The following is a 16,230-nucleotide window of genomic DNA, read 5'->3' on the forward strand; positions in this document are numbered from 1 at the left end:
ACTATATGTCTAACTTTATTGGGTCAGATCATTTTTAGTTACGGTGTTTTTTTAGTGGAACCAGAATTGGCAAATAAATAGGTCAAGGTGGAAAATATATTGCTGAAAATGACCAATAAATTTTAAAACTGGCAAATAAATTTGGCAAACGGAAACTAAACTGTAACCCTGCCATTAATGTAGTCAAAAAAAAGGATAAATCTCCCTTTTAGAGAATAAGTAATAATAATTAGAAAGGAGAAACAGATGAAAAAAACTCCATTATTTATGCTTTTACTTATTCTAATCCTGGCTGCGTGTAGTAAACAAATCTCATTATCCGGAGAAAGTAAGCATTGGGAAGGGCGTTATATTGCAAATATCGATGGAAATCGGGAAGACGGGAACTTTATTTTTGGATATAAAAACGCTAACAAACAGACAGAGTTTAAGAATCTCAATGTTGAAATTAAAAACGGCCTCGGTAAAACGGTAAAAAATGAAGAGCAACATAAGGGGGCAACAAAAACAATCAACCGTTCTTGCTCAGGATGCGCCGTTACAGATGAAACCCAGACATTAAAAGTCACTATTAAATGGAATGAAAAATATGAAGAAACTTTTGATATGAAAAAGAAAAAGTAAAAAGCAGTGGAGTTTCAATTCAATGCGAATCCACTGCTTTTCCATCTATTATAATTCTTTCACCAATGCCCGGCCAGTCTGCCTTCCTGTAAAAAGACATCCGCCGACGAACGTACCTTCCAACGAACGATACCCATGAATCCCACCTCCGCCAAAACCGGAAACCTCACCCGCCGCGTAAAGACCTGGGACAGGATAACCCGAAGCATTAAGAACACGGCCGGATAAATCCGTTTGTAATCCGCCAAGTGTTTTACGACTCAGGATATTAAGACGAACTGCAATCAGCGGCCCCATTTTTGGATCAAGGATTTTGTGAGGGGAAGCGACCCGTATCAGTTTATCACCAAGATATTTTCGGGCACCTCTTAAGGCGGTTATTTGCAAATCCTTTGTAAACATATTATCCATTTCACGGTCTCTGGCCAGAATCTGCCTTTCAATATCTTCATATTTAAGCAAATTTGTTTCCGTAAGTTTGTTCATTCCGGCAACAAGTTCAGATAATGTATTGGCAATTACAAAATCCTCCCCCTTATCCATGAACGCTTTAACAGGAGGGGTGGGACCTGGAAGTACTCGGGATAAAACCTTTTTGATACTCTTCTCCGTCAAATCTGGATTTTGTTCAGAACCAGAAAGGGCAAACTCTTTTTCAATAATTTTTTGAGTCAAAATAAACCAGGAATAATCGTAACCTGTTTTCATAATGGTTTCCAACGTTCCCAATGTATCGAAACCTGGAAAGTTTGGCGCCGGAAAACGTTTTCCGGTTGCATCAAGCCATATGGAAGAAGGGCCGGGGAGAATCCGGATTCCATGCATAGGCCAAACAGAGTTCCAGTTTTTAATACCTTCAGTATAATGCCACATTCGGTCTCGATTGACAATTCGCCCACCGGCATTTTCTGTGATGGCCAGCATTCTTCCATCGACATGTTCCGGAACACCAGAAATCATATTTTTCGGTGCTCTTCCAAGCCGAGACGGCCAATTTTTCCGGATTAGCTCATGATTGCCGCCAATGCCGCCGCTTGTAACGACCACCGCCTGTGATTTAAACTCAAAGTCCCCGGCAACTTCACGCGAGCTTGCTTCACCGCGGGAAACGGAACTTGGAACAAGGATATTCCCTCGAACCCCTGTAACTACACCGTTTTGAGTTATTAATTCATTAACACGGTGGCGTGGACGGTAGTTGACCAGACCATTTTTCATTGCTTTTCTCATGCGTTCTTCAAAAGGCCTTACCAACCCGGGGCCTGTACCCCAAACAATATGGAACCGTGGCACAGAGTTTCCGTGTCCTTCAGCAAGGTAGCCTCCGCGCTCAGCCCAGCCAACCACCGGAAAAAAACGTACTCCCATATCAAAAAGCCATTTCCGTTTTTCACCAGCCGCAAAATCAACATAGGCTTCCGCCCATTTAAAACCCCAATAATCTTCATCCTCCAAGCGGTCATATCCAGCTGCACCTAACCAGTCCTGCCAGGCAAGCTCGCGGGAATCTTTGATACCCATTCTTCGCTGTTCAGGTGAGTCAACAAGAAATAACCCGCCGAATGACCACCATGCCTGGCCTCCAAGAGATGCTTCCGGTTCTTGATCTAACAAGAGTACTTTTTTACCAGCATCTGCAAGTTCCGCAGTTGTAACCAGGCCAGCGAGACCAGCACCTACTACAATCACGTCGTACTTCATCTATCAGCTTCCCCCGATTTTTATTTGACTTAATAAAATCTACGAAATATTATGTATAGTTAGAATATACCATTTCATTACTTTTATAAAAAGGGTCGTAAATATGTTTATCGTAAATGTATGATTAAAAGAAGGTATCCGATTTGCAGATGAACTATTGGAGAAGTGAAACTTGTCCATACAAAGTTTAAAATGATAGTATGTTTATTATTTTCACTGTCAATTTAAACTAACTAAAAGTCTGAAAGGAGTAGAACTGATGAAATACAGTGTGATTGAAAAAGGTCCATTTCAAATTGTAGGAATCAAACGGAAATTTTCTACGGTGAATGGAGAAAATCTTCTTGGCATTCCAAAACTATGGGATGAAATGAATACGGATGGAACAAGTGAGCGTCTGTATGAACTCAATAATGGTAGCATTAAGGGTGTTTTAGGAGTATGCGTGGATGACTGCAGCCGGCAACCAAATGAAATGGATTATTGGGTTGCTGCAGAATACGAAGGTCCAGTCCCAGAGGGGTTAATTAACTTTGAAATCCCGGCCTCCAAATGGGTTGTTTTTGAAGTCCGTGGTGCAATGCCGCACGCCATGCAAAACGCATGGAAACAAATTTTTACCGAATGGTTTCCAACAAGCGGCTTTAAGCATGCCGATGCACCCGAGATGGAGGTCTACCCAGGAGGAGACCCATCAAGAGACGATTACTATTCGGAAATCTGGCTACCAGTTAAATAGAGAAATTTTACAAAGGATGGTTAACTTATCGACCATCCTTTGTACCTGATTTTTTGGAGGATTTTGCTTCCATGAAACCCTATATTTGTCTTCTTTTTCAATAATGAACTCTCCACAAATAAAACGTCGCATAGGCCTCCCAACCTGTCCAATTAGCCGACAGTTGTAAAATTTCTTGCTTTGTTGGTTTTCTATCCATTCCCAATCTATGTTTTATTGCATTATGGAGCCCGACATCATCAATCGGAAAAGCATTGGGATATCTTAAACAACGCATTAACACATAGTTTGCTGTCCATGGCCCAATCCCGCGAATGCTGACCAACATTTTTTCGGCACTTTTCAAATTTCCGGTATCCAATAACATTTGTTTTGTTAATTTCCCCTCTACCATTAAATTAGCTACCTCTATCAAATATTCGCATTTCTTCACGGTCATCCGTAACTCAAGTAATTCCTCTACACGTAAATGAGCAATATCAGAAGGTGTTGGGAAAAGCCAATATGATTCACCGTCAAATTGCACAATACGTCCAAATTTTTCAACAAGACGCCTTTTTAAGGTATAGGCAAAGGTAAGATTAATTTGCTGTCCCAGGATCCCCCAGCAGAGTCCTTCAAACAAATCGGGAATCCCCATAATCCGCAGACCATAAAACGAATCAATCGCTTCTTTTAAAAGAGCATCAGTTTTAGCCATCTCATAAAATGGTGCCAAATCTCGCTCCAAATCAAACCACTCCCACACATATCGAGCCACAGCCGCACGTGTGGATTCAAGAGGAGGGGATGAATCTCCTAAAAAGCGAATCACCAAATTGTTTTCGGCATCGGTGTTTATTTCAATGATCAAATCTTCTTGTCCAACCGATAGAGCCTTATAGATTCGCTTATCCTTAATCTCATACATACATTCAATCGAAGATCTCATTAAGTACTTAAGATTTTCGCTAAAATTAAATTCCTTTGGAGTATATAAAATTATCTCCAGTTCATTGTCTCGCCAATTAATCAACATAAAACCTCCAATTTTTCAAAAAATCCCTAGTCTATTATTAGCATAAAAACCATTTCAATATCTTGCTATTACATTTAAAAACCTGTAAATATCTCATTCGTAGAAGGTATACTATTTTCAGAGGTGATGGAATTGAGTTCAAAACCGTTAACCGAAGAAAAATGGCAGGCTATACTTAATAATGATGCAAATTATAATCAACAATTTTTCTATGCGGTGAAAAGCACGGGCATATTTTGCAAACCCTCATGCAAATCAAGGCCGCCGAAAAAGGAAAATGTCCTTATTTTTCAGAATGCCGAAGAGGCCCTGTCTGCCAATTTCCGTCCATGTAAAAGGTGTAAACCAACCGGTGAGCGACTGCCTGATCAGGAGTGGGTGGTCCAGATAAAAAACTATATTGATCAAAATTACACTGGAAGACTGACGCTCGAAACATTAGCAGATGCTTGTCATGGCAGTCCCTATCATTTGCATCGAACTTTTAAGAGAATAACAAGGGTTACGCCTGTGGAATACATTCAGCAAACAAGAATCAATAGAGCGATAAGATATTTAATCCATTCAAATAAAACAATTTCTGAAATTGCGTTATTGGTCGGACTACCGAATACACCATATTTTATTACGCTATTTAAAAAGAAAACAGGTCTAACACCTGTTGAATATCGGAACAAGGAGGTTGAAAAAAGTGAGTTCGAAGACTAAACCGATCATCTACTGGTCATTAATGGAACACGATGGGTGGACTCTCTATATTGCTGCAACTGCTAATGGGCTTTGTTTTGTTGGTTCACAAAATCAACCATTTGAAGAACTTTCAACATGGGCGGAAAAGCGATTTTCCAGCAGCGCGTTAGTTCGCGATGATGAAATATTACAACCATATATAAGTGAAATTACTGAGTATTTGTATGGAAACCGCCAAGAATTCACTCTCCCATTGGATTATCACGGTACACCATTTCAAATATCTGTTTGGAACGCACTTTGTGAGATTCCATTTGGTGAAACGAAGACATATTCTGAAATTGCAAACCGCATTCATAAGTCGTCCGCCGTCCGGGCCGTAGGGACAGCGATTGGTGCCAATCCAGTGTTGATTACCGTTCCATGTCATCGGGTAATTGGAAAAAACGGTTCCTTGACCGGCTACCGAGGTGGATTGGAAATGAAGACAAAGCTGCTTAAATTGGAAAAGGAAGGGGGGAAGCCTAATGCCTAAAAAGATCAAAGAACGGATTGCCGAATTAGATTGGGAAGGAATCCAAAATACGTTAGATAAGCAAGGTTACGCACAATTTAATATTATATTGGAAAAAGATGAGTGTAACGAAATCATAAATACGTATAACGATGAATGCTTTTTCCGAAGTACGATTAATATGGCCAGATACCGTTTCGGAGTCGGTGAGTATAAGTATTATCAAGAACCTCTGCCGGATTCACTTCAACAGCTTCGAGAAGCTTTTTACCTTGAACTTGCAAAAACAGCAAACCGCTGGAATGAAATGCTCGGGAGCGAAGCTAATTATCCTCAAACCTTGGCCCAGTTTCTTGAACACTGTCATCAACAGGGCCAGCTCCGTTCAACCCCGTTGATTTTAAAATATGATGCTGGCGGGTACAACTGCCTTCATCAGGATTTATATGGGGCTGTGTTTTTTCCTTTTCAGGTGGTATTTGCTTTGAATCAAAAAGAGTTTGATTATACCGGCGGGGAATTTCTATTAGTGGAGCAGCGGCCGAGAGCGCAAAGCCGAGGTCATGTCATTACACTGGAACGGGGAGCCGGATTAATTTTTCCAACTAACAATCGGCCAGTATTGGGAACAAAAGGCTATTATCGAACCACACTAAGGCATGGTGTCAGCAACGTGACATCAGGTACAAGATTTACTCTGGGGATTATTTTTCATGACGCAAAGTGAAATTTCCTACAAACATCCCAAAACACTGTTAAATAAAGGAACCGGATATTTAGGTGGTTATACCCATTCTTTAAACCCTTATACAGGCTGTTCCTTTGCCTGTTCCTTTTGTTATGTGAGGCAAATGCCGGTTTCACTTTTTCGTAAAAAAGAATGGGGGACTTGGGTAGATATCAAGCAGGATGCGGCCGACCTGTTGCGAAAGGAACTTCGAAGAGAAAAGTCGAAAGGGAAGGTTACAATCTTTATGTCTTCCGCTACTGACCCTTATCAGCCAATCGAGCATAAAGAAAAAGTAACAAGATCGTTATTGGAGTTAATGGTAGAGGAGCCGCCTGATTTTTTATTCGTGCAAACAAGAAGTCCGCTTGTCAGCCGGGATATAGACCTTTTACTTCAATTGGGGGATGGAGTCCGAGTAAGTATGACGATTGAAACGGATCTGGAGGAAATTCGCAAACAATTCACCCCTCAAGCCCCATCAATTTAAGCAAGATTAAAAACATTGGAACGGTTAAGAGATGCAGGGATTCCATCCCAGGCAACGATTGCACCGATTCTACCCAGCAGTGAAGCATTTCCGGAAAAATTAACTTCATTGGTCAATCGGGTGTGCGTCGATGATTTTTTTATGGGGGACGGGAGCGGAGGCAAACGTACAAAAAGGCTGGGGGTTAAAAAACTTTATGAGAATTTAGGTTTGGCAGAATGGTACAAACCTTCAGCGTACGAGTTGGTGTATGAGCGCTTTAAAAGGGTTTTCCCGGAAGAACAAATTTATATCAGCCAGCGCGGTTTTGAACCATGATTAAAGGTGGATAATATTATCAACAACTCATGATGGAGGATTGATTATGACAGTTTTCTGCCCATCGCTTTGGCCGGAAGAACCGACCCCCAACCATCTTTTGGATTGCAGTGAATGCGGTTTAATTCAGCATGGTACTCGAATGGTCTGGGGCGAAGGGAACCCCATGGCAACTATAATGGTTATTCTTGATAACCCGGGAGCCCGTGAAGATCGTGAAGGAAACTCTTTTGTCTGTGGAACACGGCAGGCGTTGCAAGAAGCCGTTCATCATGTCGGCTTGGACGAAGATGATTTGTATATTACCTATATTTTAAAAAGAAAGCCTGTGCGTGCCTACGATAAGGAACAAACCCGCGAAATCTGCATTGGCCATTTAATGGAACAGCTCCAAGCAAAACAGCCTGATTTCATTGTTTGTTTAGGTAATGTTGCTGTACAGTCTTTCTTTCAAAATCCTGAAGTCGATGTGAAAGGGCTGCGGGGGAAAATGCATCAAGTACGGGGTTTCCAAACCGCGGTGGGTTATCATCCATTAGCGGTTAGACGCCGACCGAATCTTTGGTCCATGTTTATTGAGGATTGGACTTTGGTTGCTAACCAATATCGTAGATTGGAGTAGTGATTAAAAAACTCTTTTTTTATGCCTTTTGTTGGACTGTTATTGTACAGAATAATGTAGTCGGAGGAAACCCAGCAAAAATAATCAAAAAAATTGAATTATAAAATAGACCTAAGCATCAATTTATTTCATAATATAAAATAAATTATTTACCCCCGTATCTTTTTAGCCCCCTTGAAACGTTTATAAGGTAGAGAGTGCTAAAGGAGTGAACACAATGGTAAACCGGTTAAATTTGTGTCCAGCAAAAAATGAGGAAGAGTCTTTATGGCTTGATTATTATCCACAGCTTCAGAGGTATTGTCACTTTCTTGCCCAAAATCAATGGGACGGTGATGATATTGCCCAAGAGACAATATTCAAGGCATTAAAACATTACACCCACTCCCAAAAAATATCTTCAGCGTTATTAAATAAAATGGCTTACAATCATTGGATTGACCAGGTCCGGAAAAGAAAAAATGAAACGATTGAGGCAGAAGTCGACCTGAATAAGGTTGTGTCGAAAAATCAGGTAGACCAAATCATGGCCACTGTTGACTTCATATTAGAGCAATTTACTCCAAAGCAGGCCGTAATATTTTTGCTCAAGGAAGGTTTTCAATATCAGCTTAATGAGGTAGCAGAGCTTCTAAATACAACCGAGATGGCTGTGAAAGCAAACCTGTTTCGGGCAAAACAGCGTTTGGAAAAAGCGAAAGATGAGGGAACTGTAGAAAAATATTGGGATGAAGAGGAGCGTGAGTTGCTTTCTGAGCTTTTTTATGAATCATTAAAGCTTCAAGACCCGGCCATCCTGATTGAAAATATTCCTCAAATTAAAAGTGTTGTGGATTTGCCAAAACTTGTATCATTACCAAAACGAACTCATTCTCCTGTTAGCACTCTCTGTATGGCTGCATAGCCTATTACCGCTTTCAAGGAGGAGTTTAAAATGAGTACCATTCCATATGTAATTGAACAATCCAACCGTGGAGAACGGTCCTATGATATTTATTCACGTTTGTTAAAGGATCGGATTATCATCATTGGCGATGAAATTAATGATCAGGTCGCCAACAGTGTCGTGGCACAGTTATTATTTTTAGCTGCCGATGCACCTGATAAAGAAATTTCCCTTTATATTAACAGTCCTGGTGGATCCACCTCAGCTGGATTTGCTATTTTTGATACTATGCAATACATCAAGCCTGATGTTCGGACGATTTGCACAGGAATGGCGGCATCCTTTGGAGCGATGCTGCTGCTGGCAGGGACCAAAGGGAAACGATATGCGCTTCCGAACAGCGAAATCATGATTCATCAGCCTTTGGGGGGAGCCCGGGGTCAGGCAACAGAAATCGAGATTTCCGCCCGCCGAATCTTGAAATTACGGGAGCATGTGAATCAAATTATTTCTGAACGGACCGGACAGCCGGTTGGAAAAGTGGAAAAGGATACAGATCGCGACTTTTTCATGAGTGCCGAAGAAGCAAAAGAATACGGGATTATTGATGATATACTTTATCCAAAATGATAAGCTGCTAAAATGCTTGGATTGTGTTCTAATCCAAGCATTTTCTACTACATAAAAAGGTGCTTGGAGAGTAAAATTCTACCTATTCCTCGCCTCGAATCTCTTTAACACTCTTTCCCCCCAAAAAAGCATGCCCCATTTTGAGTTTTGCAACGGTCTTAAATCCATATTTTTGATAGACCTTCTCAATTTTTTCGTTTATTGGAAACACCCAAAGATTATCTAGTCCCTTTTTAGCCACCACGACTTGAATATAGTGAATAAGGTTCCCAATCAAACCTTTGCCTCGATATTCTTCTAATGTAGCGACACTTTCCATCCGCGCCTGATTATCACCGATAAAAATGCAGGCAGTCGAACAGGCAATACCATTATATCGAAGTAGATAATGTACAAAACTAGGATGATTAAATTCTACTTCAAAGGCTTTTTCCCTAACGGCTTTACCCCCAAACTCTTTAATACTGCATTCAATATGTAATGCTTCAGAATAATTCTCTGTTGTGACCAATTCGATCGAAATTTCCTCAGATGTTTCTTTTTTCAAAACCTGTTGATCCCACAGTTGAACAGGTCCAATTAATTCTTCAAACCCAAAATGGTTCAATTTGAGTTGGACAATCAAATTTTGCTGGTCTTCTAAATTATAAATATAGAATCTCGGAACAATGTTTCTTGATTGATAGAAACCTTTTACTTCATCAATTACTAGTTGAGGATGTTCACATTCACGATCGATATGAGCATGATTTGCATCATAATAGATGGGTTGATTTTCATTGCAAAACAAGGTACCCCAACTAGTATCCGTCCGAGTGGTAAAAGTGTCCAAGTATGCAAAATCCAATTTGATAATTTCTTGTAAATTCATTAAAAAAACCCCCAGCAATCCTGATATTACATAGTTTACCATTTATATGCCGTTTTCTGGTTATCTTTTTGGATTTAAAAGGGGAATTGTGAAATAAAACAAAAAAACTCGGAACGTTCAATCAAGTTTTTGACGGTGTTTGTATAGATAAATTTTTTCAGCACAAAAACTCGAAAACAGGCCGATTATTAGAGGTATCAACGATCCTGTTGTAAAAAAGAAGCCATTTTCGGTATCAGTATATTCAGCTTGGAACATTAACCACGGAATGGTAAATAGATTTCCAACTAAATAGAGAAGGCTTGTTGTCAAAAAAAGCGAACTAAAAGCAACAAGAAAGCTTTTTAATTTCATTTCAATTTCCCCTTTTCTATTGGAAATAATTCCCTACTTGTTATTATTATGCAATAGGTATGTCTGATTACAATCTTTTATTGGCAAAAAACACAGGTAGTTCATAGCGATACTACCTGTGTTTTTCTCGCATTATTTATTTTCGCGGGTGCCAGGCATGTAGGTGCCATGCCCATGATGAACCCCATATCCAGGATAGTATCCTGTATGACCATGATGATAACCATAACCCGGATAATATCCACTATGTCCGTGATGATAACCATACCCAGGATAATAGCCGCCGTGTCCGTGGTGATAGCCAGTACCAGGATAATATCCACCGTGCCCATGATGATAACCAGTACCAGGATAATACCCGCCTTGTCCTTGTGGATAACCGGTAGGTGGGTTCATTCCGAATGTTCGAGAGTTTTCTTTTTCCAAATTGGTTCGCCTCCTTTTACTTTCAACTATTGTATGTTTAGAGTAAGAATAAGGAGTGGATGCTTGACCTGTTTTTCCATGTAAGAAATCAAGTTTATAAAGAGAAATTTTTGAGGAGAACTTAAAAAGATGATTAAAACAATTGATTTTCATGATAATGATCTTGCAAAAAATTTATTTGAACTCCAAAGAGCCTCTTACCTGATTGAGGCAGAATTAATCAATTACCACGAGATTCCGCCTCTAAAAGAATCTTTAAACGAATTATTGGAATCAAATGAAACCTTTTTAGGGTATTTTGAAAGAGAAGAGCTGGCAGGAGCACTTTCATATGAAGTCGATGGTAATGAGCTCACGATTTGCAGAATGGTTGTTCATCCCAATCATTTTCGGAAAGGAATTGCCCAAAGTTTATTGTCTTTCCTATTGGAAGACAAAAAGGAATTTCAGATTTTTAAAGTTTCAACTGGAAGAGAAAATACACCAGCTAAAAACCTTTATTTAAAAAATGGTTTTCAGCTGGTTCGGGACATCGAAATCGTTCCAGGTTTAATAATCAGTTTGTTAGAAAAAAAGTAAGCAAAGCAGCCCTGCACATCACTGCAGGGCTGATGATTTAAAAATACTAATGTCTTTCAATATATGTCTCTAGAGCTGGATGATATTCTTTTTGATAATGCTGTTCCGGACAGGATTTAACCACAACTGATTTGAAAAAATTGGAATTTTGAGTTTCTAATACTTTGTTGCATTTAGGACAATGTTCTACAAAAAGGTTTTTAAAAAAACGCATATCCAGCCTCCTATTCAGTTAATTCCTATAGTTATACTATGAATTATACCGTATTTTTGTGATTTTACAATAAGTATCCTTCATTAAAATTGTTTTATACAGACGAAAGGGATTATGGAAATTGAGCCAAACCGCTGTGCAGTTCGATAATTGTTAATAAATGCTTAACAATTGCTTTGTAAAATTAGATAATAGAGATTAAGAAGGAACAATCAAGGTTCCCTTTTCTAAAAAGGAGAGACAACATGGCAATTAGCTTTATCATCACCATCTTCCTTATTGGCTTAATAGGATCATTTATTTCAGGAATGTTAGGTATTGGAGGGGCCATAATAAATTTTCCAATGTTGTTGTATATCCCTGTTATGCTAGGGGTAGGTCATTTTACAGCACATGAAGTATCTGGAATTACTGCTATCCAGGTATTCTTTGCGACAATTGGCGGCGTTTTAGCTTATCGTAAAGGTGGGTTTTTAAATAAAACGTTAATAACCTATATGGGAATTAGTATTATGGCTGGGAGTTTTATTGGTGGATTCGGTTCTACTCATATGCCGGAAAGTGGAATTAATATCGTTTATGGAATTTTAGCATTAATCGCCGTGATCATGATGTTTATTCCGAAAAGGGGAATTGATGATATTCCGTTGGAGCAGGTCCAATTTAATAAATGGCTTGCCGCCCTATTAGCTTTCACCGTCGGAATTGGAGCAGGTATTGTAGGAGCGGGAGGAGCTTTCCTGTTAGTACCCATTATGCTGGTCGTTTTAAAAATTCCAACAAGAATGACCATTGCTTCTTCCTTAGCGATTACCGTAATATCCTCGCTTGGAACCATTTCCGGTAAAATTTCTACGGGGCATGTTGACATATTGCCATCCATCATCTTGGTTGTTGCCAGTTTAATTGCTTCCCCAATTGGTGCAAACGTCGGGAAAAGAGTAAATACGATAATGTTGCAAATTATAATGGGAATTTTAATTTTTGTTACTGCTGTGAAGACATGGATGACAATTTTATAAGATAAAGGAAGAGGCGAGATTGTCTTTTCTTTTAAAAATCTTGGTTATTTGAATTATTGTTAACAAAAGCTTATAATTCCAATAGAATTAAACAGAATGAAACGGAGTGCTAATATGAAAATACATCATTCGATTTTAGAGCTGATTGGTAATACCCCAATCGTGAAGTTAAATCATTTGCCGGACAAGAGCGGTGCTTCCGTTTATATCAAGCTTGAATCATTTAATCCTGGCGGTAGTGTAAAAGACCGTGCTGCTTTTAACATGATTAAGGTGGCAGAAGAAGAAGGAAAAATTATTCCTGGAAAAACGGTAATCATTGAGCCGACATCAGGCAATACTGGTATCGGACTAGCAATGGTTTGTGCTGCTAAGAAGTATCGTTGTATCATTACAATGCCCAATAATGCCACAGAAGAAAGAATTAAAATTTTAAAAGCATATGGTGCTGAAGTACATTTGACACCATCAGAACAAGGCATGCGTGGTGCTATCGAGGAAGCCTATCGTCTCGCAGAAGAAATTCCTGATCAATTTATTCCGATGCAGTTTGAAAACAATGCCAATTCTGATGCTCATCGTGAAACGACAGCGATTGAAATCTATGAGGCTTTTCAAGGGAAATTGGATGCCTTTATATGTACAGCTGGAACTGGCGGGACTGTTACTGGAACTGGTGAAGTGCTAAAAGAAAAAATACCAAATCTAAAGATTTACGTGGTGGAACCTGCAGGATCTCCTGTTCTCTCCGGAGGACGCCCAGGTCCGCATAAAATTCCAGGTACAGGTCCTGGATTTATTCCAGAAATTTTAAATCAATCCATTTACGATAAAATTTTATTAATTGAAGACCAAGATGCGCAGAACATTGCACGTCGTCTTGCAGCAGAAGAAGGTATTTTTGTAGGAGCTTCAGGAGCAGCATCTATCTATTATGCGTTGGAAATTGCCAAGAAATTACCTGCAGATGCGAACGTCTTAGGATTGGCACCAGACACTGGTGAACGCTATTTATCATCCGAATTATTTCCAATTTAAATAAAGAGATAACTATTCGAAATGCAGCTGTCAAAGATGGCTGCAATTTTTTATATGGATTTTGTTATAAAAATTGACATCATACCCTAATGGGCATATTATTGCTTTAATAAGTGTTATTTTAACAAAACAAAAGATTCATGATAATAAACTTTAAAAAGAAACTAAGGTCAAAAAAGGAGGTAAATATATGGATTATAATGATCAAATTAAAAATAGAGTAAAACGAATCGAGGGGCAGTTAAGAGGTATTTTAAGAATGATGGAAGAAAATAAGGACTGTAAAGAAGTCATTACCCAGTTATCAGCCTCCAGAACAGCGATTGATCGAACAATTGGAGTAATTGTAAGTTCCAATTTAGTGGAGTGCGTGCAAAAAGCGGAAGCACAAGGTGAAAAAAGTATGGAAGAATTAGTAAAAGAGGCGGTAAATTTACTAGTAAAGAGTCGATAAAAGAGCGGAAATTTCCTCTTTTATTTTTGGAGTGGGATACCAGTTTTCTTGAATTCTAATAAAACCACCGAAGTATATTTTTACTTATCTATCCAAAAGTTTGGTATAGTAAAGTGAAAATGCAAACGGGAGAGGGAACCCTTAGGATGGATGAGTCAAAATTGTACGCTTATTGTATACAAGGAGATGTAACGGCTGCTTATGAATATCTCCGGTCTATTCCAGAAAAAAATGAGAAAGTTCAGGAACTGGAATCAAAGTTTTATCAACGTTTTTTTAGTGAAAATCCGATTGATGATTTTAAATCAGAGGATTCATGGATCCAAAAGGTTCTTTCCGTATATTTCCAATACTTCAGGTCGGTATTGACACGCAAGAGTGTGATAGAAGCAGAAAATCAGTTAAGACGATCACTTTCTGTAATAATATATGGTTATGATCAAGAAGAAGACTTGGACCGATTGGAGGAGCAATTATCGGTCATTTTCAATGAAAAAGGATTCGAATTTTTGGGTGGAGTCACACCGCCGTATAGGGGACCCTATATTTGGAAAACGACTGCTAAAAAGGATTTTATAGTCGAGTTGCCCGACCATAGGCAGGAAGTTACCGTTTATTTTTTATCCGACTTTATTTTACAAAGCTGGGCCCACTTTGCTACATTTGGTGAAAAATTTGCGGGAGGCTGGGCAAAGCCTGAAGGACTTTATTATGTAGCAGACCGTCCAGAGCATAAAAGAGAAAATCTGAATTGCAAAGAGTTTCAAGTCAGTTATTTAAAACACGAGGCCCAGCATCTTAGTGATTTTTTCCGGTATCCCCATCTTCAGGCCAAGGATTTGGAATACCGGGCAAAGTTGGTTGAACTCATTTACGAACCTCATTCCTATAGACTGATTAGCAGTTTTTTTTATGAAAAGAAAAATAATCCATTTCTGCCACATCCTTATTCATCCTTAATCATAATGAAAAGATTATCAAAGATGGCTTTCGGTGTGGAAGAGATTCCTGATTTGGAACAGTGGAAAACAGTGAAATCAGAATCTATTCAGGATTGGGCACTCAGGTTGTATGAGGAGCATACCGTTAAGCTTATGGAAAACGGGAATCAGACTAGGTGTATTATTTAGATAGTCGAATTAAAAAAAGAGCTCGGTTGGTATTAAGCGACCTAGCTCTTTTTATTTTTAGAATACCCTTAAATTATTGAAAGGATTTTTTCAAGCTTAGTTTCAAATTTCTTTAATAGTTTCTTTTCTCCAAGGACAAGAAGAATATCACCCTGTTGAATTTTATCATCTGGAAGTGGCGAAATATTCATTTTTCCATCACTATTTATGGCGATAACACTGACTTGGAATTTTGCGCGAATATCTAATTCACGAAGGCTTTTTCCAATCATGAAAGGGGATGCGACGATTTCTTCTATTTTATATTCATCGGAAAGTTCAATAAAATCTAGCACATTAGGTGATAAAAGCTTCCTGGCAATACGTATACCTGTTTCTCGTTCAGGCAACACTACCCGATCCGCACCGACCTGTTTCAGAACTTTTGCATGTTGATTTGTTACAGCCTTTGCAATAACTTGGTTGACCCCTAATTCTTTTAAAATCATAGTCGTTAAAATACTGGTTTGAATATCGTCGCCAATCGCGACAACTACTACATCCATGTTTCGGAGCCCAAGTTCCTTTATTACGCGTTCATCGGTGGTATCGGCAACCACTGCATGGGTAACAATATGTGAATTGTCTTGAATCCTTTTCTCATTTTTATCAATAGCTAAAACTTCAGCTCCCTCTTTGAATAGCTCGGCCGCAAGACCCGAACCAAAGCGTCCCATTCCAATTACCGCAAATTGTTTAGCCATACCTAAGACCTCTCCCTACAAAACATTTAATATTCTTTTTCTACTTTATGTTTTAAAAAAATAAAAAAGCCACGGAAGAGAGAACTCTTCTCGTGGCGGCTTTTTGGCATCATGAAAAAACATGCACCTTGCACGATTAAAATAACATCTCTTCAATACGCTTACGAGGTTAGCTGACGGATTCGGATGTAAGAGTCACCCTACTTAAAAAGACAAGTATCTTTATTAAGATTCACCCCATAGAAAAGTTTTGGTTTCTAGAAAAATCAAAAACTTTTCGATGATGGTTCCCCCGTTCCCATGTGGAACTCAGCGATTCAAAAAATTAAATTACGAATCATATCTTACTCCCTCCATTGGTATTTGTAAATAAGCAATTTTATTACTTCTTCTTTAATTATGTATATTTTCATATAAATATATTAAAAATCCTTCGGAAA

The 16,230-nt window shown here is 38.9% G+C and carries 19 protein-coding genes, 1 pseudogene and 1 riboswitch; of the genes and pseudogenes, 14 read left to right on the top strand and 6 right to left on the bottom strand.

What is annotated here, in order from left to right; translation table 11 throughout:
* Positions 1-246 precede the first annotated feature (246 nt).
* Positions 247-624, top strand: coding sequence for a hypothetical protein (locus BIV60_RS08465; RefSeq protein WP_071355297.1), 378 nt, complete (start codon positions 247-249; stop codon positions 622-624).
* 48 nt (positions 625-672) lie between these two features.
* Here BIV60_RS08465 and BIV60_RS08470 read toward each other — a convergent pair whose 3' ends face one another.
* A complete protein-coding gene (locus BIV60_RS08470; protein WP_071355298.1) occupies positions 673-2,325 on the bottom strand; it encodes an FAD-binding dehydrogenase in 1,653 nt (550 codons plus the stop codon).
* Positions 2,326-2,584: 259 nt separating this feature from the next.
* Between BIV60_RS08470 and BIV60_RS08475 the strand changes: the two genes are divergently transcribed.
* Entirely contained in the window at positions 2,585-3,064 is a 480-nt protein-coding gene (locus BIV60_RS08475; protein WP_071355299.1) for a GyrI-like domain-containing protein, read from the top strand.
* A gap of 97 nt (positions 3,065-3,161) precedes the next feature.
* Here BIV60_RS08475 and BIV60_RS08480 read toward each other — a convergent pair whose 3' ends face one another.
* Positions 3,162-4,082 (bottom strand): DNA-3-methyladenine glycosylase family protein, encoded by a 921-nt coding sequence (locus tag BIV60_RS08480; RefSeq protein ID WP_071355300.1) that lies wholly within the window; start codon positions 4,080-4,082, stop codon positions 3,162-3,164.
* A 126-nt stretch (positions 4,083-4,208) separates the two neighbouring features.
* Here BIV60_RS08480 and BIV60_RS08485 point away from each other — a divergent pair, with 126 nt between their 5' ends.
* From BIV60_RS08485 to clpP, 7 genes and pseudogenes are all read left to right on the top strand, one after another.
* A complete protein-coding gene (locus BIV60_RS08485) occupies positions 4,209-4,790 on the top strand; it encodes a bifunctional transcriptional activator/DNA repair enzyme AdaA (RefSeq protein ID WP_071355301.1) in 582 nt (193 codons plus the stop codon).
* Entirely contained in the window at positions 4,774-5,307 is a 534-nt protein-coding gene (locus tag BIV60_RS08490; RefSeq protein WP_256218351.1) for a methylated-DNA--[protein]-cysteine S-methyltransferase, read from the top strand. The genes BIV60_RS08485 and BIV60_RS08490 overlap by 17 nt, the downstream gene beginning before the upstream one ends.
* On the top strand, positions 5,300-6,013 hold the full coding sequence (locus tag BIV60_RS08495; protein WP_071355302.1) for a 2OG-Fe(II) oxygenase: 714 nt from the start codon (positions 5,300-5,302) through the stop codon (positions 6,011-6,013). The genes BIV60_RS08490 and BIV60_RS08495 overlap by 8 nt, the downstream gene beginning before the upstream one ends.
* Positions 6,000-6,821: pseudogene (locus BIV60_RS08500) on the top strand (SPL family radical SAM protein). The gene BIV60_RS08495 and the pseudogene BIV60_RS08500 overlap by 14 nt, the downstream one beginning before the upstream one ends.
* A gap of 46 nt (positions 6,822-6,867) precedes the next feature.
* Positions 6,868-7,443, top strand: coding sequence for a uracil-DNA glycosylase (locus BIV60_RS08505; protein WP_071355303.1), 576 nt, complete (start codon positions 6,868-6,870; stop codon positions 7,441-7,443).
* A gap of 217 nt (positions 7,444-7,660) precedes the next feature.
* Positions 7,661-8,347 carry a sigma-70 family RNA polymerase sigma factor gene (locus BIV60_RS08510; protein WP_071355304.1) on the top strand — a complete coding sequence of 229 codons (687 nt, stop codon included), beginning with the start codon at positions 7,661-7,663 and terminating at the stop codon, positions 8,345-8,347.
* Between the two features lie 30 nt (positions 8,348-8,377).
* Positions 8,378-8,959: an ATP-dependent Clp endopeptidase proteolytic subunit ClpP gene (clpP, locus tag BIV60_RS08515; protein WP_071355305.1), complete on the top strand. Its 582-nt coding sequence runs from the start codon at positions 8,378-8,380 to the stop codon at positions 8,957-8,959.
* 82 nt (positions 8,960-9,041) lie between these two features.
* Here clpP and BIV60_RS08520 read toward each other — a convergent pair whose 3' ends face one another.
* The 3 genes from BIV60_RS08520 to BIV60_RS08530 all read right to left on the bottom strand — a co-directional run bounded on the left by BIV60_RS08520 (position 9,042) and on the right by BIV60_RS08530 (position 10,610).
* Positions 9,042-9,830: a GNAT family N-acetyltransferase gene (locus BIV60_RS08520; protein WP_071355306.1), complete on the bottom strand. Its 789-nt coding sequence runs from the start codon at positions 9,828-9,830 to the stop codon at positions 9,042-9,044.
* Positions 9,831-9,947: 117 nt separating this feature from the next.
* Positions 9,948-10,184 carry a hypothetical protein gene (locus BIV60_RS08525; RefSeq protein ID WP_071355307.1) on the bottom strand — a complete coding sequence of 79 codons (237 nt, stop codon included), beginning with the start codon at positions 10,182-10,184 and terminating at the stop codon, positions 9,948-9,950.
* A 132-nt stretch (positions 10,185-10,316) separates the two neighbouring features.
* Positions 10,317-10,610 carry a hypothetical protein gene (locus BIV60_RS08530; RefSeq protein ID WP_177177250.1) on the bottom strand — a complete coding sequence of 98 codons (294 nt, stop codon included), beginning with the start codon at positions 10,608-10,610 and terminating at the stop codon, positions 10,317-10,319.
* A 129-nt stretch (positions 10,611-10,739) separates the two neighbouring features.
* Between BIV60_RS08530 and BIV60_RS08535 the strand changes: the two genes are divergently transcribed.
* The 5 genes from BIV60_RS08535 to BIV60_RS08555 all read left to right on the top strand — a co-directional run bounded on the left by BIV60_RS08535 (position 10,740) and on the right by BIV60_RS08555 (position 15,047).
* Complete coding sequence (locus BIV60_RS08535) at positions 10,740-11,189, top strand: GNAT family N-acetyltransferase (protein WP_071355308.1); 450 nt, start codon at positions 10,740-10,742, stop codon at positions 11,187-11,189.
* 459 nt (positions 11,190-11,648) lie between these two features.
* Positions 11,649-12,425 carry a sulfite exporter TauE/SafE family protein gene (locus tag BIV60_RS08540; RefSeq protein WP_071355309.1) on the top strand — a complete coding sequence of 259 codons (777 nt, stop codon included), beginning with the start codon at positions 11,649-11,651 and terminating at the stop codon, positions 12,423-12,425.
* 114 nt (positions 12,426-12,539) lie between these two features.
* Positions 12,540-13,463 (top strand): cysteine synthase A, encoded by a 924-nt coding sequence (cysK, locus tag BIV60_RS08545; protein ID WP_071355310.1) that lies wholly within the window; start codon positions 12,540-12,542, stop codon positions 13,461-13,463.
* Between the two features lie 190 nt (positions 13,464-13,653).
* A complete protein-coding gene (locus BIV60_RS08550) occupies positions 13,654-13,917 on the top strand; it encodes a metal-sensitive transcriptional regulator (RefSeq protein ID WP_071355311.1) in 264 nt (87 codons plus the stop codon).
* 146 nt (positions 13,918-14,063) lie between these two features.
* Positions 14,064-15,047: a hypothetical protein gene (locus BIV60_RS08555; protein WP_071355312.1), complete on the top strand. Its 984-nt coding sequence runs from the start codon at positions 14,064-14,066 to the stop codon at positions 15,045-15,047.
* A 68-nt stretch (positions 15,048-15,115) separates the two neighbouring features.
* On the opposite strand, the gene BIV60_RS08560 is transcribed toward BIV60_RS08555, so the two are convergent.
* Positions 15,116-15,790 carry a potassium channel family protein gene (locus tag BIV60_RS08560; RefSeq protein WP_071355313.1) on the bottom strand — a complete coding sequence of 225 codons (675 nt, stop codon included), beginning with the start codon at positions 15,788-15,790 and terminating at the stop codon, positions 15,116-15,118.
* Positions 15,791-15,933: 143 nt separating this feature from the next.
* Positions 15,934-16,115: riboswitch (cyclic di-AMP (ydaO/yuaA leader) on the bottom strand.
* Positions 16,116-16,230 lie beyond the last annotated feature (115 nt).

This window comes from Bacillus sp. MUM 116 (genome assembly GCF_001866655.1).
Lineage (GTDB): Bacteria > Bacillota > Bacilli > Bacillales > Cytobacillaceae > Neobacillus.